Origin of the sequence: Pectobacterium odoriferum, assembly GCF_009931295.1 — a bacterium.
GTDB lineage: Bacteria > Pseudomonadota > Gammaproteobacteria > Enterobacterales > Enterobacteriaceae > Pectobacterium > Pectobacterium odoriferum.
Map to the genome: position 1 here is coordinate 2,083,136 of NZ_CP034938.1, position 23,953 is coordinate 2,107,088.

The 23,953-nt window shown below is 50.3% G+C and carries 20 protein-coding genes; 17 read left to right on the forward strand and 3 right to left on the reverse strand.

What is annotated here, in order from left to right; all coding sequences use genetic code 11:
• Nucleotides 1-4: 4 nt before the first annotated feature.
• Entirely contained in the window at nucleotides 5-406 is a 402-nt protein-coding gene (locus EO763_RS09275; protein ID WP_010297788.1) for a hypothetical protein, read from the reverse strand.
• 426 nt (nucleotides 407-832) lie between these two features.
• Here EO763_RS09275 and sufA point away from each other — a divergent pair, with 426 nt between their 5' ends.
• The 7 genes from sufA (at nucleotide 833) to EO763_RS09310 (ending at nucleotide 8,165) form a co-directional block, all read left to right on the forward strand.
• Nucleotides 833-1,204: a Fe-S cluster assembly scaffold SufA gene (gene sufA / locus EO763_RS09280; RefSeq protein WP_039489096.1), complete on the forward strand. Its 372-nt coding sequence runs from the start codon at nucleotides 833-835 to the stop codon at nucleotides 1,202-1,204.
• Nucleotides 1,205-1,217: 13 nt separating this feature from the next.
• On the forward strand, nucleotides 1,218-2,717 hold the full coding sequence (sufB, locus tag EO763_RS09285; protein ID WP_161528765.1) for a Fe-S cluster assembly protein SufB: 1,500 nt from the start codon (nucleotides 1,218-1,220) through the stop codon (nucleotides 2,715-2,717).
• A 97-nt stretch (nucleotides 2,718-2,814) separates the two neighbouring features.
• Nucleotides 2,815-3,561, forward strand: a complete 747-nt coding sequence (sufC, locus tag EO763_RS09290; RefSeq protein ID WP_161528766.1) for a Fe-S cluster assembly ATPase SufC — start codon at nucleotides 2,815-2,817, stop codon at nucleotides 3,559-3,561.
• Nucleotides 3,536-4,882, forward strand: a complete 1,347-nt coding sequence (gene sufD, locus EO763_RS09295; RefSeq protein ID WP_161528767.1) for a Fe-S cluster assembly protein SufD — start codon at nucleotides 3,536-3,538, stop codon at nucleotides 4,880-4,882. Before sufC ends, sufD begins: the two co-directional genes overlap by 26 nt.
• A complete protein-coding gene (sufS, locus tag EO763_RS09300; protein ID WP_161530367.1) occupies nucleotides 4,882-6,105 on the forward strand; it encodes a cysteine desulfurase SufS in 1,224 nt (407 codons plus the stop codon). The genes sufD and sufS overlap by 1 nt, the downstream gene beginning before the upstream one ends.
• Before the next feature lie 33 nt (nucleotides 6,106-6,138).
• Entirely contained in the window at nucleotides 6,139-6,555 is a 417-nt protein-coding gene (sufE, locus tag EO763_RS09305) for a cysteine desulfuration protein SufE (protein ID WP_161528768.1), read from the forward strand.
• A 587-nt stretch (nucleotides 6,556-7,142) separates the two neighbouring features.
• A complete protein-coding gene (locus tag EO763_RS09310) occupies nucleotides 7,143-8,165 on the forward strand; it encodes a L,D-transpeptidase family protein (RefSeq protein WP_161528769.1) in 1,023 nt (340 codons plus the stop codon).
• 179 nt (nucleotides 8,166-8,344) lie between these two features.
• Here the strand turns inward: EO763_RS09310 and EO763_RS09315 are convergent, their stop codons facing one another.
• Both EO763_RS09315 and pykF read right to left on the reverse strand, forming a co-directional pair.
• Nucleotides 8,345-8,581, reverse strand: a complete 237-nt coding sequence (locus EO763_RS09315; RefSeq protein WP_005970385.1) for a major outer membrane lipoprotein — start codon at nucleotides 8,579-8,581, stop codon at nucleotides 8,345-8,347.
• Between the two features lie 313 nt (nucleotides 8,582-8,894).
• Entirely contained in the window at nucleotides 8,895-10,307 is a 1,413-nt protein-coding gene (gene pykF / locus EO763_RS09320) for a pyruvate kinase PykF (RefSeq protein ID WP_044205113.1), read from the reverse strand.
• 642 nt (nucleotides 10,308-10,949) lie between these two features.
• Between pykF and licT the strand changes: the two genes are divergently transcribed.
• From licT to nrfD, 10 genes are all read left to right on the forward strand, one after another.
• Nucleotides 10,950-11,813, forward strand: a complete 864-nt coding sequence (licT, locus tag EO763_RS09325) for a BglG family transcription antiterminator LicT (RefSeq protein WP_161528770.1) — start codon at nucleotides 10,950-10,952, stop codon at nucleotides 11,811-11,813.
• 396 nt (nucleotides 11,814-12,209) lie between these two features.
• Nucleotides 12,210-14,111: a PTS beta-glucoside transporter subunit IIABC gene (bglF, locus tag EO763_RS09330; RefSeq protein WP_161528771.1), complete on the forward strand. Its 1,902-nt coding sequence runs from the start codon at nucleotides 12,210-12,212 to the stop codon at nucleotides 14,109-14,111.
• A gap of 35 nt (nucleotides 14,112-14,146) precedes the next feature.
• Complete coding sequence (locus EO763_RS09335) at nucleotides 14,147-15,541, forward strand: glycoside hydrolase family 1 protein (protein ID WP_161528772.1); 1,395 nt, start codon at nucleotides 14,147-14,149, stop codon at nucleotides 15,539-15,541.
• A gap of 254 nt (nucleotides 15,542-15,795) precedes the next feature.
• Nucleotides 15,796-17,451 (forward strand): carbohydrate porin, encoded by a 1,656-nt coding sequence (locus tag EO763_RS09340; protein WP_161528773.1) that lies wholly within the window; start codon nucleotides 15,796-15,798, stop codon nucleotides 17,449-17,451.
• A 63-nt stretch (nucleotides 17,452-17,514) separates the two neighbouring features.
• Entirely contained in the window at nucleotides 17,515-18,705 is a 1,191-nt protein-coding gene (locus EO763_RS09345) for an esterase (RefSeq protein ID WP_420029419.1), read from the forward strand.
• Nucleotides 18,706-18,811: 106 nt separating this feature from the next.
• A complete protein-coding gene (locus EO763_RS09350) occupies nucleotides 18,812-19,825 on the forward strand; it encodes a nucleoside hydrolase (RefSeq protein WP_161528774.1) in 1,014 nt (337 codons plus the stop codon).
• 498 nt (nucleotides 19,826-20,323) lie between these two features.
• Nucleotides 20,324-21,697 carry an ammonia-forming nitrite reductase cytochrome c552 subunit gene (gene nrfA, locus EO763_RS09355; protein ID WP_244322087.1) on the forward strand — a complete coding sequence of 458 codons (1,374 nt, stop codon included), beginning with the start codon at nucleotides 20,324-20,326 and terminating at the stop codon, nucleotides 21,695-21,697.
• A gap of 48 nt (nucleotides 21,698-21,745) precedes the next feature.
• Nucleotides 21,746-22,315 (forward strand): cytochrome c nitrite reductase pentaheme subunit, encoded by a 570-nt coding sequence (gene nrfB / locus EO763_RS09360; protein WP_010305738.1) that lies wholly within the window; start codon nucleotides 21,746-21,748, stop codon nucleotides 22,313-22,315.
• Nucleotides 22,312-22,983: a cytochrome c nitrite reductase Fe-S protein gene (gene nrfC, locus EO763_RS09365; RefSeq protein ID WP_161528776.1), complete on the forward strand. Its 672-nt coding sequence runs from the start codon at nucleotides 22,312-22,314 to the stop codon at nucleotides 22,981-22,983. Before nrfB ends, nrfC begins: the two co-directional genes overlap by 4 nt.
• Nucleotides 22,980-23,942, forward strand: coding sequence for a cytochrome c nitrite reductase subunit NrfD (nrfD, locus tag EO763_RS09370; protein ID WP_161528777.1), 963 nt, complete (start codon nucleotides 22,980-22,982; stop codon nucleotides 23,940-23,942). Before nrfC ends, nrfD begins: the two co-directional genes overlap by 4 nt.
• Nucleotides 23,943-23,953 lie beyond the last annotated feature (11 nt).

A 23,953-nucleotide genomic window follows, 5' to 3' on the forward strand; every position in this document is an offset into this window, starting at 1 on the left:
CTCTTCAGGGGAGAAACGGTACGCGCTTAACGAAGTCTGTCTGAAACTCGGTGGCTTTATCCCATGAGCCTTGCATGCTTAACTGATGGCAAATCGACTTCAGCGTGTTACGGGCAAAGTAGTAGCTTTGCACTCGAAAGAGGTGACAACGCCCTTCATTATTAATCTCTTTAATCAACCGATTGTGCAGCTTGGCCAGTGCATGCAGATAGCTGTCGTCATCGCCATTTCTCAGACAGAGTTCAACCATGTCCATGCAGGCGTTATGATAGCGACGTAAATGGTCAATATTGCTTCCTGGACGGTTCAGGCGAGCTTCCGCCATATAGAAATCAACGGTGGCATCGCGAATCTGAAATTTATATTCGTCAATTTGATGGTGCAGCCAGGCATTCACGGAAAGCATGGTTATCGATCCTGAAAATGAAATGATAATCATTATCATATTGATAAAAAAGGCCATGATCAATGGGCAAAATGTGCTTTAACGTCAAAAATGCGATCGGAAATCACATAAATCTTCATATACCTTCCCTGTTTTACAAATAGGTATCGCCGATAAATGTTATAATAATGATAACGAGATGATGATTTTTACCTTCTCGGAAGGGATAGGTGTAATGATATTAATTCATTTATTATCAATTGGTTAGTTGATTTGTTGCCGCATTGTTTGGCGCGTCAGAGACGTGTAAAATAGCGTTATTGGCTCGCTAAAAACCGAAATGTTACGAATAGCCCTGCGAAACAAGAGGTTGAAGCTAGTTTCATTATCACTAACATTAGGGGAAACCAGCCTAAAACTGGTACCACACGCAATGAGGTATTCCATATGCAAGCGGAAAATGTAGGGACGTTTTCACTGGATGAAAATGTCTGGCAAGGACTGACGCTCACCGAGAGCGCCGTGAAGCAGATTAAGAATCTGATGAAGCAGGATGAAGCCGTGCAAGGACTGCGGCTCGGCGTTAAACAGTCAGGCTGTGCAGGGTTTGGCTACGTGCTGGATCTGGTGCAGGAGTTTGAGACCGACGATCTGGTCTTCGAACGTGATGGCGCAAAACTGTATGTCCCACTGAAAGCGATGCCTTTCATTGACGGCACAGAACTTGATTTCGTCCGTGAAGGGCTGAATCAGATATTCAAGTTTAATAATCCCAGAGCGCAGCATGCTTGTGGATGTGGCGAAAGCTTTGGCATTTAAGTGATGAAAAATTATGGCACGTAGCACGGTAGATGTACCTGATGATGTCCAGATCTGGATGGGTGATGGACGCTATAAAGAAGGTTTCTTCACGCAGTTGGAAACCGATGAGCTGGCGCATGGCATCAATGAAGATGTCGTACGGGCGATCTCGGCGAAGCGTAATGAACCTGAGTGGATGCTGGAATTCCGTCTCAATGCCTTCAACGCGTGGCTGGAGATGGAAGAACCGCATTGGCTGAAAGCCCATTACGAGAAACTGGACTATCAGGACTATAGCTATTATTCCGCGCCTTCCTGCGGTAACTGCGATGACAGCTGCGGCTCTGAGCCCGGCGCCAAGCAGCAATCCGGGATTACGGACGTGAATAATTACCTGACCAGCGAAGTAGAGAATGCGTTTAATCAGTTGGGTGTTCCTGTCCGTGAGGGCAAGAAAGTTGCGGTTGATGCGATTTTTGACTCCGTATCTGTTGCGACCACGTATCGGCATGAACTGGCTGAAAAAGGCATTATTTTCTGCTCATTCAGCGAGGCGATTCAGGAGCATCCCGAACTGGTGCGTCAGTATCTCGGTACGGTCGTACCGGCGAACGACAACTTCTTTGCGGCGCTGAACTCGGCGGTCGCCTCTGACGGCACGTTTGTGTACATCCCGAAAGGCGTGCGCTGCCCGATGGAACTGTCGACGTATTTCCGCATCAACGCGGCGAAAACCGGTCAGTTCGAGCGTACAATCCTGATCGCCGATGACGACAGTTACGTCAGCTACATCGAAGGCTGCTCTGCACCGGTTCGTGACACCTACCAACTACACGCCGCCGTAGTGGAAGTCATCATCAACAAGAATGCCGAAGTGAAATACTCCACGGTGCAGAACTGGTTCTCCGGTAAAGATGACGCAGAAGGCGGAATTCTGAACTTCGTGACCAAGCGTGCGCTGTGTGCCGGTGAGCATTCAAAAATGTCATGGACGCAGTCAGAAACCGGCTCAGCGATCACCTGGAAATACCCGAGCGTTATTCTGCGCGGTGACTACTCCGTCGGCGAATTCTTCTCTGTTGCCTTGACCAACGGTCGTCAGCAGGCCGATACCGGCACCAAGATGATTCACATCGGTAAAAACACCCGTTCGACCATCATCTCTAAAGGGATTTCCGCCGGACGCAGTGAGAACACCTACCGTGGTCTGGTGAAGATTATGCCGAGCGCGACCAACGCCCGTAACTTCACCCAGTGTGATTCTATGCTGATCGGCAGCGAGTGCGGCGCACATACCTTCCCCTACGTGGAAGTGCGCAACAATACCGCGCAGTTGGAGCACGAAGCGACGACCTCGAAAATTGGTGAAGACCAGCTGTTCTACTGTCTGCAACGCGGTATCAGCGAAGATGACGCCATCTCGATGATCGTAAACGGATTCTGTAAGGACGTCTTCTCTGAATTGCCGTTGGAATTTGCGGTAGAAGCACAAAAGTTACTGGCGATTAGCCTGGAACACAGCGTCGGTTAATTCGGCAGTTACCGGGATTTTCACAGACGAATAATGAGAATCATCGGTCCCGGAATTCATTAAGCGCTCGCCACATTGGGCGTTGGAAGGAATAAGCATGTTAAGCATCGAAAATTTAAAAGTCAGCGTAGAAGGTAAAGCGATCATCAAAGGGCTTAATCTCACCATTAAGCCGGGTGAAGTCCACGCGATTATGGGCCCGAATGGCTCAGGAAAGAGTACGCTCTCCGCAACGCTGGCTGGACGTGAAGAATATGAAGTGACCGACGGTTCGGTCAGCTTCAAAGGGAAGGATCTGCTGGAATTGTCTCCAGAAGATCGCGCGGGCGAAGGCGTCTTTATGGCGTTTCAGTACCCTGTCGAAATCCCCGGCGTCAGCAACCAGTTCTTCCTGCAAACCTCCGTTAACGCGGTGCGTAAATACCGCGAGCAGGAACCGCTGGATCGCTTTGACTTCGCCGACTTTATCGAAGAGAAGATCAAGTTGTTGAATATGCCGGAAGATTTGTTGACCCGTTCGGTCAACGTGGGCTTCTCCGGCGGTGAGAAGAAGCGTAACGATATTCTGCAGATGGCGGCGCTGGAGCCGGATCTGTGCATTCTGGATGAAACCGACTCCGGGCTGGATATCGATGCACTGAAAATCGTCTCTAACGGCGTGAACTCCCTGCGCGACGGCAAACGCTCGTTCATCATCGTAACGCACTACCAGCGTATTCTTGATTACATCAAACCGGATCACGTCCACGTTCTGTATCAGGGACGTATTGTGAAATCCGGTGATTTCTCGCTGGTGAAACAGTTGGAGGAGCAAGGCTATGGCTGGCTTACCGACGAGCAATAATGTGACGAGCGACAACGCGACGGGTAAAACCAGCATCGCCCAGAAGCAAGAGCAGGCGCTGCAACAATGGCATGGCCTGTTTGAGCGTGATGCGTCGCGCCGTTCTGAAGAGGCTAACCAACACTGGCAGGACGTAGTGCGCCTTGGCTTACCGCACCGTAAGCATGAGCACTGGAAATACACGCCGCTGGATGGCTTGCTGAGCAACGAATTTGTCGCACCGCAGGCAGCGTCCCTCGATCGTGCAGCGGTAGATGCCGTGGCCTTAGCCGTGGATAGCTGGCGTCTGGTGTTTGTCGATGGCGTATTTAATGCCGAACTCAGCGACAGCGACTGGGGCCCTTATCAGGTTGATGTACAGGCGTCGCGTGCGCGTGGCGCGCTGCCTGCGGCCATCCAGTCAGAAGTGTTCCTGCACCTGACTGAAAGTCTGGCTAGCACCAGTACGCTGATTCGTCTGGCTGCCGGGCAGCAGGCGGAAAAACCGCTTTACCTGTTGCACATCAGCAGCTGTCAGGCGGCGGCGTTGAACACGGTTCACCATCGTCATCATCTGAACGTTGAGCGTGGCGCGAGCGCAGAAATTATCGAGCACTACGTCAGTCTGGATGAGCATGCCCACTTTACCGGTGCGCGCCTGACGGTGAATGCGGCAGAAAATAGCCAGGTTAGCCATTATAAGCTGGCGTTTGAAGCGGCGGCGGGCTACCACTTCGCGCATAACGATCTGGTTCTGGCGCGTGATGCTCGGGTTCGTAGCCACAGCTTCTTGCTGGGGGCGGGTCTGACGCGTCATAACACCAGCGCCCAGTTGAACGGCGAAGGCACTAATCTGTCCATGAACAGCCTGATTCTGCCCGTCGGTAGCGAAGTGTGTGATACGCGAACGTATCTGGAGCACAATCAGGGTTATGGCGAAAGTCGTCAGTTGCATAAGGTTATCGTCAACGATCGCGCCAGAGCGGTGTTTAACGGCATGATCAAAGTTGCGCCGCATGCGCTGAAAACTGACGGGCAGATGACCAACAACAACCTGTTGTTGGGCCGACTGGCTGAGGTTGATACTAAGCCACAGTTGGAAATCTACGCAGATGACGTGAAATGCAGCCACGGCGCCACCATTGGCCGTATGGACGAAGAACAGCTGTTCTATCTGCGTTCCCGTGGTATTACGCAACAGGATGCGCAACAGATGATCATCTTCGCCTTTGCGGCGGAAGTCACAGAAGCGATTGAAAACGAATCTCTGCGAGATGTGGTTCTGGAACGTATCGCGCAGCGTTTGCCAAACGCGCTGGCGAATGCCGGCAAGGCGGTATGATGAGTTATCCTATTGAACGGGTTCGCGCCGATTTCCCGTTGCTGGCAAGTGAGGTTAACGGCCAGCCGTTAGCCTATCTTGATAGCGCCGCGAGTGCGCAAAAACCGCGCGCGGTAATCGATCGCGAAGCCGAATTCTATCGCCATGAATATGCTGCGGTGCATCGCGGCATTCACACGCTGAGCGCACAGGCGACCAGCACGATGGAAGCGGTGCGCGAAAAGGTGGCATCCTTTATCAATGCCGCCTCAGCAGAAGAGATTGTCTTTGTACGCGGGACAACGGAGGCCATCAATCTGGTGGCTAACAGCTATGGCCGCACTTTCATCCAGCCGGGCGACAACCTGATCATCACTGAGATGGAACACCACGCGAATATCGTTCCCTGGCAGATGCTGGCGGAAGCGCGTGGCGTTGAGGTTCGTGTATTGCCGCTGGCTGAAGATGGTACGCTGGATGTTGCGCAACTTCCTGGCTTGCTGGACGAACGTACTCGTCTGCTGGCGGTGACGCAGATCTCTAACGTATTGGGCACGCTGAACCCAGTGAAAGCCATGATTGTGCAGGCAAAAGCGGCGGGCGCGGTTGTGTTGATCGATGGCGCGCAGTCTATTATGCATCAGCCTGTCGATGTGCAGGATCTGGACTGTGATTTCTTTGTCTTTTCAGGACATAAAATCTACGGCCCTTCGGGTATTGGCGTGCTATACGGCAAACGTGACCTGCTCCAGGCCATGCCACCGTGGGAAGGCGGCGGGGCGATGATTCGTCAGGTGAGCCTGCGTACGGGCACTACCTATGCTGATTCACCGTGGCGCTTTGAAGCGGGATCGCCCAACACGGGTGGTATCATAGGCTTAGGTGCCGCGCTGGATTACGTGACGGCGCTGGGGCGTGAAGACATTCAACGTTATGAATCCTCGCTGATGCAGTATGCGCTGGAAGCGTTAACGCAGGTGCCTGATCTGACACTGTACGGCCCTGCTGAGCGTCACGGCGTGATTGCGTTTAATCTTGGGCAGCACCATGCCTATGATGTCGGAAGTTTCCTCGATCGGTACGGTATTGCGATTCGCACCGGCCACCATTGCGCGATGCCGCTGATGGAACACTATGGTGTTCCCAGTATGTGCCGCGCCTCGCTGGCCGTTTATACTACACGCGAAGAAATTGACCGGCTGGTTGCCGGATTGCAACGTATCCATCGATTGCTGGGCAGTTAAGCGCCACGCGCGGATCTGTTCGGGGAGGAAAGCATGGCGAGTCTGCCAGAACCGCAGAAACTGGCGCGCAACTTTGCGCGCTGTAATGACTGGGAAGAAAAATATCTTTATATCATCGAGTTAGGAGAGCGTCTTGATCCATTACCCGATGAGTGGCGTAATCCAGATAACCTGATTTCAGGGTGCCAGAGCCAGGTTTGGATTGTGGCAAAGCCTGATGAGCAGGGCATTATCGTCCTGCACGGCGACAGTGATGCCGCCATTGTGAAGGGGCTGATTGCGGTGGTTTTCAGCCTGTATCAGGGACTGACAGCGCAGGATATTGTTGAACTGGATGTGCGGTCATTCTTTGAATCGCTGGCGTTGAATCAACATCTGACGCCATCCCGCTCTCAGGGGCTTGAGGCGATGCTGCGCGCGATTCGTGCGCATGCGACTGCACTACTTTAATTTTCTTCCCTGTTTTCTACATGTAAAGCGCTGTGACGGAAAAAAACGTCCAGCGCTTTTTTGTTTTTTCACTTACTGATTTTACCAACGGCACGCTATTGTTTTTTGGCAGATTTATTAACTCGCTGATATTTCAGAATTCGTCCCGTATATTTATTTTCCATTAAATTTTATGCTGACTCTGTTTTGTAAAGAATTGAATATCAATGCTTTGATTTTTAAATAAAATATTCTTTTGTTACAACAATGCTAATATATATCCACGATCGGTGGAAAGGGGCAAAAATAGCCGCATTGACACCAGATATCCCCTGAAAAATTTAGGTTGCAGCAGGGCGAATGCACAGGCAACTTGAGGTATGACGGGAGTAAACAGGGTATAGCCAGCCGGATACTGCATTCTGGGTACAGAACCGGATGTTTTTGATAATTAATATATTATACCCTAAATAATTCGAGTTGCGTGAAGGCGGCGACCGAACGAATCCCCAAGAGCTTACATGAGTAAGTGATTGGGGTGAGTAAGGGAGCCAACGAACAAGCAGCTTGAAGTATGACGGGTATAGCTGTGATGTAGGGAACCTAATATGAAACGCGCGTTAACTTTACTTGGTATGGCCTTTGCTGCATACCTGACCAGCACCACCGCTAAAGCGACGGAATACCCGCTACCGCCACCTAATAGCCGCCTTATCGGCGAGAATATCGCTTATACGGTCCCCAATGATGGTCGTCCGCTGGAAGCTATCGCTGCGGATTTCAAGATTGGTCTGTTGGGCATGATGGAAGCGAATCCAAGTGTGGATCCTTACCTGCCGACAGCGGGTTCCACGATCACGATCCCAACGCAAATGCTGCTGCCGGATACCCCGCGTGAAGGCATTGTGGTGAATCTGGCGGAGTTGCGCCTCTACTACTACCCGAAAGGGAAGAATACCGTCATCGTTTACCCGATCGGTATCGGTCAGTTGGGGCGCAATACGCCACTGATGACGACCAGCGTAAGCGAGAAGCGTGAAAACCCGACCTGGACGCCAACGGCGAACATCCGTAAACATTATCTCGAAGAACAGGGCATTAAACTGCCTGCTGTCGTTCCGGCTGGCCCGGATAACCCGATGGGGTTACACGCGTTGCGTCTATCAGCGCACGGCGGTGTTTATCTGCTGCACGGTACGAACGCGGACTTTGGTATCGGCATGCGCGTAAGCTCCGGCTGTATTCGTTTGCGCCCGGATGACATCAAGGCGTTGTTTGACAACGTGCCAATCGGTACGCGAGTGCAGATTGTTAACGATGCGATTAAAACTTCCGTTGAACCAGACGGCAAACGCTACGTGGAAGTGCATCAGCCTCTGTCGAAGACCGATAAGGACGATCCACAAACCATGCCGATTCCGCTGACGGCGAAGACGCAGAAGTTTGTTAAGGACGCGGAGACGGACAGTAAAGCTGTTGCTGATGCGATTGTGCGTCGTTCAGGTATGCCAATCGTGGTTAGCGTAGGAAAAGACATCAATACCTACCAGCCACCTGTAGAATCGGCTCCAGAAGCGCCTAAAACGCATCAGGCTGCGCCGATCACAGCGATCAGCACTACTGCTCGGTAATAATGAAACAAATCGGCCAGATGCGTTTAGGCGCATCTGTGCTGGCCCAGAGATAAGGCAGAAGGATGAAGATGCCTGATAAAGCGAAAAAAGGATTGAAAAGAAACGCTGAAAAGGTAAAACGCAGGCAAAAAAAATGGCGCACATTGTGCGCCATTTTCACGACTTAACCAGTTCGATTACTTTTTGTAAGTACGAACTTGGTTGTCCAGACGCTGGTTAGCACGAGCTGCGTCATCTTTAGCAGCTTGTACGTCAGAGCGGATTGCGTTCACGTCGTTGCTCAGTTGGTCAACTTTAGCGTTCAGAGTTTGAACGTCAGAAGACAGCTGATCAATTTTAGCATTGCTTGAACAACCAGCAAGCAGAGTAGAACCCAGGATTACCGCGCCCAGTACCAGTTTAGTACGATTCATTATTAATACCCTCTAGATTGAGTTAATCTCCATGTAGCCTTACAAGTATTACACAAACTTTTTTCTAATGAGAATAAATTTTTGATGAGAACATGCTTAATTTTGATCGTTCGCTCAAAGAAACAGCGAGTTTTACATATTCACTAAAAAAGTAAGGAAAACAGTGCTATTTTTACCGGATAACTCTGAGACATTAGGCTATTAAATGAGGTGTTACACAGACGCATTAATTAGGTTATCGCACTGTCGAAAGTCGTCTCAGAATATAAAAAAAGCGCCATTGAGGCGCTTTTTATCGATCTGAGAGTTAGGATCAGAGACGGTGTACGGAAGCGGTGTTGGTTGTGCCGCTCGAAACCAATGCACCAGACACCATAACCACAACATCGCCAGCCTGCGCATGACCGCTTTTCAGCGCGGCTTCTTTACCGATACGGTAGAAATCATCAGTAGAGGCGATTTCCTTCACCAGCAGCGTATCAATGCCTTTGCTCAGCAGAAGCTGACGCGCAGTGACGTCGTTAGTCGTCAGCGCCAGAATACGGGCATTCGGAAAGTATTTACGGATAGATTTGGCAGACTTACCGCCGCTGGTCGCAACCACAATCAGTGGCGCATCCAGTTTCTCTGCAGTTTCTACCGCGCCACGGCATACAGCCTCGGTGATGCGCAGTACGCCAGGCGTTTTGATGGTATCCAGACGGCTTTTCATCACTGAATCGGTACGCTGACAGATCGTCGCCATGATGGTAACGGATTCCAGCGGGTATTTACCTTTCGCACTTTCGCCAGACAGCATAACGGCATCGGTGCCGTCGATGATGGCGTTTGCCACGTCGCCAGCTTCAGCACGGGTAGGTCGTGGGTTTTTGATCATGGAATCCAGCATTTGCGTTGCGGTGATAACCACTTTGCGTGCCAGGTTACATTTTTCAATCATCATCTTCTGCGCGAAGATCACTTCTTCAACCGGGATTTCAACGCCCAGATCGCCACGAGCAACCATGATGCCGTCGGATGCTTCCAGGATTTCGTCGAAATTGTTCAGACCTTCTTGGTTTTCGATCTTGGAGATGATCTGGATGTGCTCGCCGCCGTGTGCTTTCAGGTGAGCGCGGATCTCTTCAACGTCAGAACGTTTACGGATAAAAGATGCGGCAACGAAATCGACGCCTTGTTCGCAACCGAAAATCAGGTCGCGCTTGTCTTTTTCAGCTAGCGCAGGCAGTTGGATGGAAACGCCTGGCAGGTTGACACCTTTATTCTCGCCCAGATCGCCATTGTTCAGCACTTTACAAACGACGTCGTTGCCGTTGATTGCTGTAACTTGCATACCGATCAAGCCGTCATCGACCAGAACGGTGTTACCGACGCTGAGGTCTTCGGTAAATCCTGCGTAGGTTACTGCGACGCGATCTTTGTTACCCACGATGCTTTGATCGGTGGTGAACGTGAACGTTTGACCTGCGGTCAGCGTTACGTCAGCGCCGTTTTCCAGCTTCATGGTACGAATTTCTGGGCCTTTGGTGTCAAGCAGGATGGCGGCTTGCTTACCGGTTTTTTCCATAACGGCACGCAGGTTCTTGATGCGTTGACCGTGTTCTGCGTAATCCCCGTGAGAGAAATTCAGGCGCATAACATTCATGCCAGCAGACAGCAGGTTGCTAAGCATTTCTTCCGATTCTGTTTTCGGCCCGATGGTACAAACAATTTTTGTCTTTTTCATACGATAGTTTCTACAAGTTGTGATGGATAAAAAAACGAGTGAACCAGTGGCGATGCAAGACAAGCCGCTGGAAAGAATGTATGAGGAAACAGTATAGGAGGTAAGTATAGAGGGTCGTTGTGAATGGGTGATGAAGTGCGCAGCCGCTCGTCGCATGAGATTAGCGGGGGTCGCGTTGGCGATGCCGTTGATAATAATGTTATTGATAGTGGCACGTTGTTTAGCTGAAACCATTCAATTGAAACGACGTTCCGTATTATAGTTATTAAGCGACGAGAAACAAGGTGGTAAAAGGGATGAAACTGAATATTTTGTCGTGTTTACGCAAAAAACTGAGCGATTTGGTGTTTTTACCTAACGTTGTTGCGCAACTGCCTAAGAGACTCACTGCATAAATACGGTATGACGGCGACTGGCGGCAAGTGATTGATTCTTTTAACTGCCGACGATAAATAAAGAAAACGCATGTAAGCCGCATGTTTTTCTGTCGATCCGTATCACGTTTTTGTGTCATGCTTCTTGAGAAGATGAATGCAGATGGTAGTTTACCTGCCATTGCGGATTGTTACTGCGTAAGCAGGCAAAACCAGATACTCGTTCTTGTTACGGGTGTCTGGTTTTTTTGTTTCCAGGGTTTGAAAAATGAAGATTGCCAAAATACTCAACAATAATGTCGTCACCGTAATCGACGAAAACAATAATGAGTCGGTTGTGATGGGACGCGGGCTGGGCTTCAAAAAGCACTCTGGCGATCTGCTGGACGAAACGCTGATTGAACGTGTGTTTGTGATGAAATCCGGCGAGCTGACATCGCGCCTGCAGGAGCTGCTGTCAGAGATTCCGATGGATGTCATCACGACGGCAGACAAGATCATTCTGCTGGCAAAAGGCCGTTTGCCCGGGAAACTGCAAAACAGCGTCTATATCTCCTTAACGGATCACTGTCACTTTGCTATAGAGCGCCATAAGCAAGGGGTAGATATTCGTAATGTGCTGTTATGGGAAATAAAGCGCCTGTATCCAAAGGAATTCGCAGTTGGTCTTGAAGCGCTGGATATTATTGAGCAGCGTCTTGCCGTACGCTTACCGGAAGATGAGGCTGGGTTTATTGCGCTGCATTTGGTGAATGCGCAGCTTGACAGCGAAATGCCGGAAGTCTTGCAGATTACCAAAATCATGCAGGAAATACTAAATATTGTAAAATATCAGCTGAATCTGGATTATAACGAGCAGGCGTTAAGCTATCATCGTTTTGTGACGCATTTGAAATTTTTCGCGCAACGGCTAATAGGAAAAAATGCGGTATTTAGCGATGATGAATCATTACATGATGTCGTGAAGGAAAGATATCAATTGTCTTATCTTTGCGCAGAAAAAATACAAGTTCATATTGTTCAAAAGTATCACTATACGTTAACGAAAGAAGAGTTGATGTTTTTAACTATTCATATTGAACGTGTGCGGACAGAAGGCCAGGATAAAATAGAATTAGGTGATGGAGAATAATTTTTGTTAATTTGATTTTCGTCACAAAATAACAGTATGGCAAGATAAATGTTCTTGCATACGACGAAAGTGAAAGCATAGAGTATGTGAAAAGCAAACTATCAGATACCCACTAAATAATTCGAGTTTCAGGCAGGTGGCAAGGGAAGGAATCCCGGTGAACTTACTCAAGTAAGTGATTCGACTGAGTGAGCGCGGCCAACGCACATGCAACTTGAAGTATGACGGGTAAACAAGCAGGATTGTTACTGTCAGGCTAGTCTAGACGGGCAGGCAAAACCTAAATCGTTTTCTCAATGTTTATTGGGAAAACGATTTAGGTTTTTTTTTGTCTCAAACAAAACTGGCAATCTTAAATCATTGATATTTAAGTCTGTTTAGTATTAAGGATAGACGATGGAATACAAAGCATTAGCAAGTGAGATACTCGATGGTGTCGGCGGACGTGGCAACATCATTAGCGTAATACACTGTGCCACCCGATTACGTTTTAAATTGAAAGACAACAAAAAAGCGGATGCCGCTGCGCTAAAAAGTAATTCAGGCGTGATCATGGTTGTTGAAAGCGGCGGACAATTTCAGGTTGTTGTAGGCAATCATGTCAGTGATGTCTATAGCAGTTTACTGGATGTTTCTGGATTGAGCGATCAGGCTGACTCCTCAAGTAATGAAGACGGTGATGAGAAGAAAGGTAATCTTCTTTCCCGCTTCATTGATATTATATCTGGCATATTTACGCCATTAATTGGCGTCATGGTTGCTTCTGGTATTTTAAAGGGATTTTTAGCCCTGAGTTTAGTGTGCGGCTGGATGGTTGAAACCAGCGGAACCTATAAAGTTCTGTTTGCAGCAAGCGATGCATTATTCTTTTTCTTCCCAGTGGTGTTAGGTTATACCGCAGGGAAGAAGTTTGGTGGAAATCCATTTGTTACGATGGTGATTGGTGCAACGCTGGTGCATCCATCCATGATTGCTGAATTTGGCTCGATGCAGAATGCGAATTATCAGCAACTTTATTTCCTCGGTATTCCGATCACCTTTATTAATTATGCGTCTTCTGTTATTCCGATTATTTTCTCGGCCTGGCTCTCTTCACGTCTGGAAAAGCCACTGAATGCCCTATTGCATATCAACATCCGCAATTTCTTCACGCCGCTACTGTGCCTCTGTATCACAGTCCCCGTTACGTTCCTGCTGATTGGGCCTGCGGCAACCTGGCTTGGGCATATGCTGGCTGGCGGCTACCAGCTGATCTACGGGCTGAACTCCACAATTGCGGGCGCACTGATGGGTGCGCTGTGGCAGGTGTTCGTGATTTTTGGTCTGCACTGGGGCTTAACGCCGCTGATGATCAACAACCTCAGCGTCTTGGGGCACGACACACTGCTGCCGCTGCTGACGCCTGCGGTGTTAGGGCAGGCTGGGGCGGTGCTGGGCGTGTTGCTGCGTACTCGTGATATGAAGCTGAAAGGGATTTCTGGTTCGGCGTTCTCGGCAGCCATCTTTGGTATTACAGAACCTGCGGTATATGGCGTCACATTGCCGCTGAAGCGTCCTTTCATCTTTGGCTGTTTAGGTGGCGCAATCGGGGCCGGTGTTCTGGGGTATTTCCATACCACCATTTATTCCTTCGGCTTCCCGAGCATCTTCACCTTTACGCAGGTTATCCCACCAACAGGCGTCGATAACTCGGTCTGGGCTGCCATTATTGGTACGGCGATTTCCTTTACCTTCGCGGCGGTGGCGACCTGGGCATTTGGGATTCCGCCGCAAGAGAATGCGCCAGCAGTAAACGCGCCAACGGCGGCACCGCAAGCCACGCAGAACCGGAACGATGCAACGCGTAAGCAAGAGATAAACAGCCCGATAGAGGGAACGGTTCTGCCACTTGAGCAGGTCGGTGATGAAACGTTCGCCAGTGGGTTAATGGGAAAAGGCATCGCGATTAAACCGCAGGCCGGACGCGTGGTCTCACCGGTGAATGGGACGGTTGCCTCGCTGTTCAAGACCAATCATGCCATCGGACTGGAGTCTGAAGACGGTGCTGAGGTGCTCATTCACGTTGGTATCGATACGGTGAAATTGGATGGCCAGTATTTCACTGCACACATTAAGACCGGCGATGTCGTGAAGCAGGGCGATCTTCTGGTGGAGTTTGATTATCAGGCGATTGAGAAAGCCGGCTATGACACGACAACGCCCGTCATTATCACCAATAGCGAAGATTACGTTGATGTTCTGCCTACCGCCGGAAACACCGTGCAGGAACAGGGCGCGTTGTTGACGTTAATCCGCTGACATTGAAATTTATGACCCAATTGGGAGGAGAAGAGATGAGCCATCAGTTTCCGAAAGAATTTTTGTGGGGCGGCGCGATCGCAGCTAATCAGGTTGAAGGTGCGTATTTAACGGACGGTAAAGGGCTATCAACGTCCGATTTACAGCCACAGGGTATTTTTGGCGAGATCGTCACGCGTACGCCAGGCGACAGCGGCATTAAAGACACGGCGATCGATTTTTATCACCGCTATCCCGAAGATATCGCACTCTTTGCTGAAATGGGCTTCAAATGCCTGAGAATCTCGATTGCCTGGACGCGCATTTTCCCGCAGGGCGATGAAGCCCAACCGAATGAGGCAGGACTGGCATTTTACGATCGCCTGTTTGATGAAATGGCAAAGTATGGCATTCAGCCGTTGGTGACGCTGTCCCACTATGAAATGCCGTACGGTCTGGTGAAAAATTACGGCGGCTGGGGAAGCCGTGAAACGATTACGTTCTTCGAGCGCTACGCCCGCACGGTATTTCAGCGCTATAAAGACAAAGTGAAATACTGGCTGACGTTCAACGAAATTAACTGTGCGCTGCATGCCCCGTTTACGGGTGTCGGACTACCCACTGAAAGCGATAAACAGGCGGTTTATCAGGCGATTCACCATCAGTTGGTTGCGAGCGCCAAAGCGGTAAAAGCCTGCCATGAACTTATCCCTGATGCCAAAATCGGTAACATGCTGCTGGGCGCGATGATGTATCCGCTGACCTGTAAGCCGAGCGATGTGTTGGAAACTATGCAGCAGAACCGCGACTGGCTGTTCTTCGGTGATGTACAAACCCGAGGATACTACCCAGCGTACATGAAGCGCTTCTTTGCACAGCACGGTATTACGCTGACGGTAACGGAAGACGATCGTCAGTCGCTGAAAGAAACCATCGATTTCATTTCTTTCAGTTATTACATGACGGGCTGCGTGACGACTGATGAAGAAGTGAACCTGAAAGCCCGCGGCAATATTTTGAATATGGTGCCTAACCCGCATCTGGAAAGCTCCGAGTGGGGCTGGCAGATCGACCCGGAAGGGCTGCGCTATTTACTGAACTATCTGTATGACCGCTACCAAAAGCCGCTGTTCATTGTGGAAAACGGTTTGGGTGCCAAAGACAAACTTGAGAGCGATGGCAGCATTAACGATGACTATCGCATCAAATACCTGAACGATCACCTGTATCAAGTGGGCGAAGCACTGGAAGATGGCGTGGAGGTTATGGGTTACACCTGCTGGGGGCCTATCGATCTGGTTAGTGCGTCAAAAGCCGAAATGTCGAAACGCTACGGCTTTATTTATGTCGATCGTGATGATGAAGGGAACGGTACGTTAGAACGCCGGCGTAAGAAAAGTTTCTACTGGTATAAAGACGTTATTTCCTCTAACGGAGAAACGTTGAAATAAATCAGTGCATCGCTACGTTATTTACGCATTCATTCTCAGAAAAGCAAATTCTGGAATGAATGCGAACTCTATTTTTTACTACCCATGGGAAAGATGGCAGGAGAATAAAATGAAACGGGAGGGTGTTGACTAGCCATTAAATCATATAAACGGTCATTTGGGTTTTACAAACTTTTATAAATAGACGAGCTTTCGGCTAGCGTCGAAAGCATGTTGTTTTCAATTTAAAAATGTACCCTACTCGGATAATAATCATGCGTAAAAAATTCCCTGTAAAGATGATGGTATTACTGATGTCGTCAGTGTTTTTGTCTAATGGTGCTATGGCCGCGAAATTGACCGTAGAAGAAAGACTGGAACTATTGGAGAAAGAACTGGCGGAAAATAAAGCCGAATTGCAGTCAACAAAAAAAGAGCTACGTGAATATAAGACGATCGCAGAAAATAAAACCCAAGTCGCCGTAAACTCAACGGCGAAAGATAAAACACGGGCTGTTGCATCCGTTGACAGTTCTCCGGCTAACCATACGGTAGCCGCCTCTGCGGCAAGCTCGGTTGATGTTGTCACGGCTGCAAATACACAGCAAAAACCGCTAACGTTGGATGAAATTAGCAAATACGTTAAAGATGACATCGGTTTCTCCTATACCGGTTATTTACGTTCCGGTTGGGCAACGGGGACAAATGGTTCACCACAGTCCTATGCCATCGGTTCTTTAGGTCGTTTCGGTAATGAGCACTCCGGCTGGTTTGACCTTCTTCTCACCCAACGAGTCTATAACAAAGATGGCAAGACGGCACACGCTGTGGTTAAACTCGACGGCAACGTCGGACAACAATATAGCGCGGGTTGGTTTGGTGATAACGCAGGTAATGAAAACGTCCTTCAGTTTTCCGATCTGTACCTGACAACAAACGGCTTCCTGCCTTTTGCACCAGAAGCCGATTTCTGGGTCGGGAAGCATGTCCTGCCTGTTTATGAAATTCAAATGCTGGACTGGAAAAGCGATCGCGTTTATGCCGGTGCGGGCGTGGGGATAGAGAATATGAACGCGGGGCCGGGGAAATTAGATCTCGCGTTGACGCGTGAAGATGTTAACGTTTACTCCAGAGAATATGCAGATCCTAATATCGGTAGAGATGCAGATAAAACCAAAATGAATACCAACACGATGGAGATTCGGTATAAAAATCTGCCATTGTGGGATGATGGTGCATTAACGTTGATTGGTAAATATGTAATGGCAAATAAGAGCGACGGCCAGAAACATAACGAAAGCAGTAACGAATATTTTAAAATGAAGGACAGTTATCTGGCGACGGCAATCGTCAAGCAGAAACTGGATTCGCGCGGTGGATTTAACGAATTTACGTTACAGTCGGCAAATAACTCGATCGCCAGTGGCTTTGCCCGTTATGACGACGGTAATCCGTCAATCGGTCAGGGTGAAAATTATTATGGCGATCACACCGGCGGTAATGCATTTCGTGTAATTTCACAGGGTGAAATGTATTTGCATGACAACGTCATCATGGCTAATGCGCTGGTGTATTCTTGGGGTAATGATATTTATAGCTATGAAACCGGTGCGCACAGCGATTTCGAGAGTATTCGTACCGTAATCCGTCCTGCCTATATTTGGGATAACTATAACCAAACTGGCGTGGAGTTAGGCTGGTTTACGCAGAAGAATACGAATCAAGCAGGCGTAAATTTCCGTGAATCTGGTTATAAAACCACGCTGTATCATGCACTGAAAGTGGATACCAGCATCCTGAACTCCAGACCAGAAATTCGTTTCTACGGTACTTACTTAAATATTCTGGATAATGAGATCTCGACGTATAAATTTGCAGATAACAAGAAAAACCAATTCACCGTTGGTGTGCAAGCCGAGGTGTGGTGGTAACGACGGATTTCCGCAAATAGGGCAGGCTTAAACGCCTGCCATCCTTAAAAATAGGACAACACTATGCTGATGAATGTAAAAAAGCGCACGGTGTCGATACTGGCAACCAGTCTGTTTGCCTGCGTCTCCATCACTGCTTTTGCGCTACCTGCCGATTTTCCGGTTATGCCCGCGGCAACCGTCCCCGTAAGCCAGTATGTCACGGCGGTGAACGCGGATAGCAGTATCACTTTCCGCCTGTTTGCGCCAACGGCGAAGCAGGTCAGTGTTTTTACCGGTTCGACGCCCGATAGCATTGTATCCCATGCGATGACGAAAGATGAATCTGGCGTATGGTCGTTCAAAACGTCAGCGCTGGCACCGAACCTGTATGAATATTTTTTCAGCGTGGATGGCTTCCGCACCATCGATACTGGCACGGCGTTGACTAAACCACAGCGTCAGGTAAATACCAGTTTGATTCTGGTGCCGGGGAGCATTCTGGATGTGCGTCAGGTCCCACACGGTGAGCTAAGAACGCTGACCTATCACTCGAAAGCATTGAAATCAGAGCGTCAGGTCTATGTCTGGACGCCACCGGGCTATAGCGAATCGTCAAAACCGTTGCCAGTGCTGTATTTCTACCACGGCTTTGGTGACACGGGCGCATCGGCCGTGGTGCAGGGGCGGATACCACAGATGATGGATAACCTGCTGGCGGAGAAAAAGATTGAGCCGATGCTGGTCGTCATTCCTGATACGGAAACGGACGCTCCCGGCATCATCCCGGAAGACTATCCACCGCAGGAGCGCCGTAAGGTGTTCTATCCGCGCAATGCGTTAGCGGCGGACAGGGAACTCATCCATGACATTATCCCAGAGATCGGCAAACGCTTTAACGTCCGTCAGGATGCGAACGGCAGGGCGCTGGCCGGGCTGTCTCAGGGCGGCTATCAGGCACTGGTATCCGGCATGAGCCACCTGGATCACTTCGGCTGGCTGGCAACGTTCAGCGGCGTGACCACCGAAACGGTGCCGAACACGGCCGTTGCTGCACAGCTTGAACGACCGGAGCAGATCAATCAGCAACTGAAGAACTTCACGGTAGTGATTGGTGAAACCGACAACATCACCGGTAAGGATATTGCGGGCCTGAAAACCGTACTGGAGCAGAAAAATATCCGGTTTGACTACCGCCATTATCCGAACCTCGGTCATGAAATGGATGTCTGGCGACCGGCCTACAGCGAGTTTGTTCAGAAGCTTTTTAAATAGCGTCTTCATGCTGCGGGCAGCGTCGTGGCATGCCTGCTTTCTCTGATGGCAGCCTGAATCGCTGGGCTGCCATATCAACGATTGCCAAGCACCGTTAAGGATAATCATGTCTATTCACAGGTACTTTTCCCGGTTTGCCATGCTGATTGTGGCATTACCGTTCCTCAGCGCGTTCACTGCGCAGGCTCAAACTTCACCTTTTGATGTAGCCGATCATAAACAGATCCGCGTCATTATCAGCGCCGATGCGAAAAACGAGGCTGACGATGATTTTGCCGTTGCCCATGCGGTGTTGACGCCAACGATGCAGATAAAAGGGCTGATTGCCGCCCATTACTCCCGTACTGCGCCGTTGATGAAACGTGATGGCGAAAATAGCATGATGGAAAGCTACCATGAGCTTCAACGCCTGATGACGGTGATGGGAAAAACGGACATCCCCGTTTATCGCGGTGCGACGCAGGCGCTGAAAGCCGACGGTGGCGCGCCTGCGTTGAGTGAAGGGGCGCAGATGCTGATCAAGGAAGCGTTAAAAGACGATTCGCATCCGCTGTTTGTATTAGTCATGGGGCCGATTACGGATATCGCTGCCGCGCTACAGGCTGAACCGACGATCGCCAGCAAAATGACGGTGGTGTGGATTGGCGGTATGCCTTATCCGAAAGGCGGTTGGGAATACAATATGTTTAACGATCCGGTCGCGGCGAACAGCGTATTCAAGTCTCAGGTGCCGTTGTGGCAGGTGCCGCATAATGTTTATATGTCCGTGCGCGTCTCGCTGTCTGAGCTTGCCGTACGCGTTAAGCCGCAGGGGAAAGTCGGGGAGTATCTGTGGCAGCAGTTGATCGAGTTTAATCGTGCGATTTCCGAAACCATTAAGGACGTTCCCTGGCCGAAAAGCGAAGTCTGGGTATTGGGTGATAACCCCTCGGTTTCTCTGCTGCTGGATGACCATGAATATCACTACACGCTGGTCAACGCGCCGCAGTTAAACGACGACCTGACCTATGCACCGCAGGACAATGCGCGCCAGATTCGAGTGTATAACGCCGTTGATGCCCGCTTCACGCTGGAAGATTTCTACGCCAAGCTGGCGTTGGCCTATGGTCAAGGGAAATAAAAATCCCAGAAGGGCATACTGTGGGGCACTATTTTTCACTTAAGCCCCACTTATTTAGCTTCTGATGTGCTCTATCGGGCAAAACGCCGCGCTGTATCAGCAAATGCACTGGGATGAACTGCCAAGATTGGCGCGTCATCCCAGTGCTCGCGCCACCTGTCTTGATCCTTAAACACCCGGTTTTTAAGTGCTTAATTTTTAAGTCCCCCGTGTTTAAGCCCCTTGCCATATTCTGCGATGCCCCTCCGTGACTGAGACAATCCTCATATAACTTTCGATACGATTCATTACTTTTCTTTACCTTTGATCAAAAACAATATTTTGAATGCATCTTTTTGTTATTCATAGTGCGAGTAATGTCACGACAGTTGTTGTGGTTTCTGTCAAATGGATAACTAAAATGACCGCCAGTAGGCGGCTTAATTTGGACACAAACGCATGGTCAGGATAAGCACGTCAATCTCCTATCTGTGGGGCATGGTAGCCAGTCTCTTTCTAATGATGCCAGCCTATTCCGCTGATGCTCCGGTGTCACCACCTCCCGCCCCGATAGAAGCAAGAAACGCCGTATTCACCAATCAACACCCCGATCAGTTCAACTCGTGGAAAGCGACCACTGAACAGTCTGAGCGTCATGATGCGCTGGCAGAAGACCCCATGATGGTGATCCTCTGGGCGGGTTATCCCTTCTCCAGAGACTATAACAAGCCGCGTGGCCACGCCTACGCCATAACGGACGTGCGTGAAACGCTGCGTACTGGCGCACCCAAGACGGCAGAAGATGGCCCTCTGCCGATGGCGTGCTGGAGTTGTAAAAGCCCGGATGTCGCCCGCTTGATCCAACAGGAAGGCGAGGACGGCTACTTCAAAGGCAAGTGGGCGCGAGGCGGGCCGGAGATTACTAACGATCTCGGCTGTGCGGACTGCCATGATACTGCGTCCCCAGATTTCGCTCAGGGCAAACCGGCGCTGACGCTATCCCGTCCTTACGCAGAGCGCGCAATGGAAGCCATTGGCAAACCGTTTGATCAAACCAGTCGATTTGGGCAGCAATCGATGGTCTGTGGACAATGCCACGTTGAGTATTATTTTTCTGGTAAAGACAAAGCGGTGAAATTCCCATGGGATAACGGCACGAAAGTCGAAGACATGGAAAAATACTATGACGCGATTTCCTTCTCCGACTGGACCAATTCCCTTTCCCGCGCGCCGATGCTGAAAGCCCAACATCCAGAATATGAAACCTGGAGCATTGGTATTCACGGTAAAAACAACGTGACCTGTATCGACTGCCATATGCCGAAAGTGAAAAACGCGGACGGCAAGCTGTATACCGATCACAAGATCGGCAACCCTTTCGACAATTACGGCGAAACCTGTACCAATTGCCACACGCAGGATAAAGCGGCGATGCAGGCGGTTGTTGCTGAACGCAAAACGGCTATTCAGGACTTAAAACTGAAAGCAGAAGAGCAATTGGTTCACGCGCACTTTGAGGCTAAAGCGGCCTGGGATGCCGGTGCAACCGAAGCAGAAATGCAGCCGATTCTGATGGATATTCGCCATGCGCAATGGCGCTGGGATCTGGCGGTTGCCTCTCACGGTATTCACATGCATGCGCCGGATGAAGGCTTACGGATGCTTGGCACCTCGCTGAGTAAATCCGCCGAGGCGAGAACCAAACTGGTGCGTCTGTTGGCACAAAAAGGGGTGACAGGGGAAGTCAAGCTGCCGGATATCTCGACGAAAGAGAAAGCGCAGCAGGCGGTTGGGCTCAACATGCAGCAAATCAAAGCCGAAAAACAGGATTTCCTGAACACGGTAGTGCCGCAGTGGGATGAGCAAGCGCGCAAAGCTGGACGACTGAACTAATAACCCCTCATCGCCCGTGGACGCGGGCGATCATAAAGTGGAGTGGATATGAGCGTATTACGTTCGTTATTGACTGCCGGGGTGCTGGTATCAGGCATGCTTTGGGCATTGCCAGGGCTGACGCAGCCCGCACCTCAGGCGGAAAAAGGAGAGCGCTGGGAAGTCATGCCACAGCGCAATCCCGATGAGGCGTGTCTACAGTGCCATAAACCGGAAGAGGATGGCATGCAGGGCAAACATGCCTCCGCCGTCAACCCGCATAACCAGAAACAGCTGACCTGCACAAACTGCCACGGCAAGCCATCGCCGATGCACCGCGAAGGCGTTAGAGATGTCATGCGCTTTAACTTCCCGATGTATAAGGTGGAAGAACAAAACAGCGTCTGTATGTCATGCCATACGCCGGAACAGTTGCAGAAATCGTTTTGGCCACACGATGTGCATGTCGCGAAAGTGGCTTGTGCCAGTTGCCATCAACTGCACCCCACGCAGGATAGTATGCAGACGCTGAACGACAAGAGCCGCATCAAACTGTGCGTGGATTGCCATAGCGATCAGCGCAATAACCCAGACTTCAACCCAGCCTCAGTTCATCTGGGTAATAAGAGGCAGCCATGAGTTGCTCTCGTCGTCAATTTCTTGCCCGTATGGGGGGGCTCATTGCCATCACCAGTACGGCGGGGCAGGTTGTCGCACAGACGCTGAATATCAACGGCGTCCGCTACGGCATGATCCACGATGAATCGCTCTGTATCGGCTGTACGGCGTGCATGGATGCCTGCCGGGAAGTCAATCAGGTGCCGGAAGGCGTATCGCGCTTGACGATCGTTCGCAGCGAACCGATTGGGACCTTCCCAGACGTGAAATACCGCTTTTTCCGTCACTCCTGTCAGCACTGTGATCATGCACCTTGTGTTGATGTGTGTCCGACCGGGGCGTCATATCGCGATGCGACAAACGGCATTGTGGATGTGAATCCCGATCTGTGCGTAGGGTGCCAATACTGTATTGCCGCCTGTCCTTATCAGGTGCGCTTTATTCATCCGAAGACGAAAACGGCGGATAAGTGCGATTTTTGCCGCAAGACCAACCTGAAAGGCGGAAAACTGCCCGCCTGTGTGTTGTCTTGTCCGACGAACGCGCTGACGTTCGGCAACCTTGACGATCCTGACAGCGAGATTTCCCGCCTGCTTCGTCAACAGCCGACGTATCGCTACAAAATCGCGCTCGGCACTCGTCCTAAGGTTTATCGCGTACCGTTTAAATACGGGGAGGTTCATCAATGACGCCCGTGTCTTCAAGCGCATTCCATTTTGCTTCGTTAGTCTGGGACTGGCCGATTGCGATTTACCTATTCCTGGTGGGCATTTCTGCGGGGCTGGTGACGCTGTCGGTCTTACTGCGACGCTACCACCCCGAACAGGCAACCGCCGACAGTACGCTAATGCGCACCACGCTGATTCTTGCACCGTGCACCATCATTCTGGGATTGCTGATTCTGGTTTTCCACCTGACGCGCCCCTGGACGTTCTGGAAGCTCATGTTCCATTACAGCTTTACCTCGGTGATGTCAGTTGGGGTCATGCTGTTTCAGGTCTATATGGCGGCGTTGGCGGTTTGGTTGGTCAACATTTTCAGCGAGCAGGTTATCGTGCTGCAACAGCGCTGGTTGCCGAAGCTGATCATGCTTCCCAAGGTGCTCAGTTGGCTGGCACCGATGCAGAAATCGCTGGATATCGTGATGTTACTGTTGGCGGTGATGTTAGGGGCTTATACCGGGTTTTTACTCTCCGCGCTTAAGACCTATCCGCTGCTGAATAACCCGATCTTACCGGCGCTATTCCTGTTTTCGGGGGTGTCCTCCGGTGCCGCAGTCGCGCTGATCGCCATGGCCTGCCGCTATCGTCGCAATCCGCATAGCGAAGAAGCACACTTTGTACACCGTGTCGAAACGCCGGTCGTGTGGCTAGAAATCTTCTTGCTGTTTGCGTTCTTTATCGGCCTTGCTTTAGGGGACGATGGGAAGCAGCGGGCGCTGGTGGCCGCCGTGGGCGGTGGGTTCTGGGCCGTGTGGTTCTGGCTGGGCGTGGTAGGGATTGGATTAGTCCTTCCCTTGCTGCTCAAGTCATGGGCTAACCGACAGCATTCACCTTATGGCGTGCTGGCGGTCTGCGGCATGAGTCTGGTGGGCGTATTGCTACTGCGCTTCTTTATCCTCTATGCGGGGCAGTTAACCGTTGTCTAATTCCCAGCAAG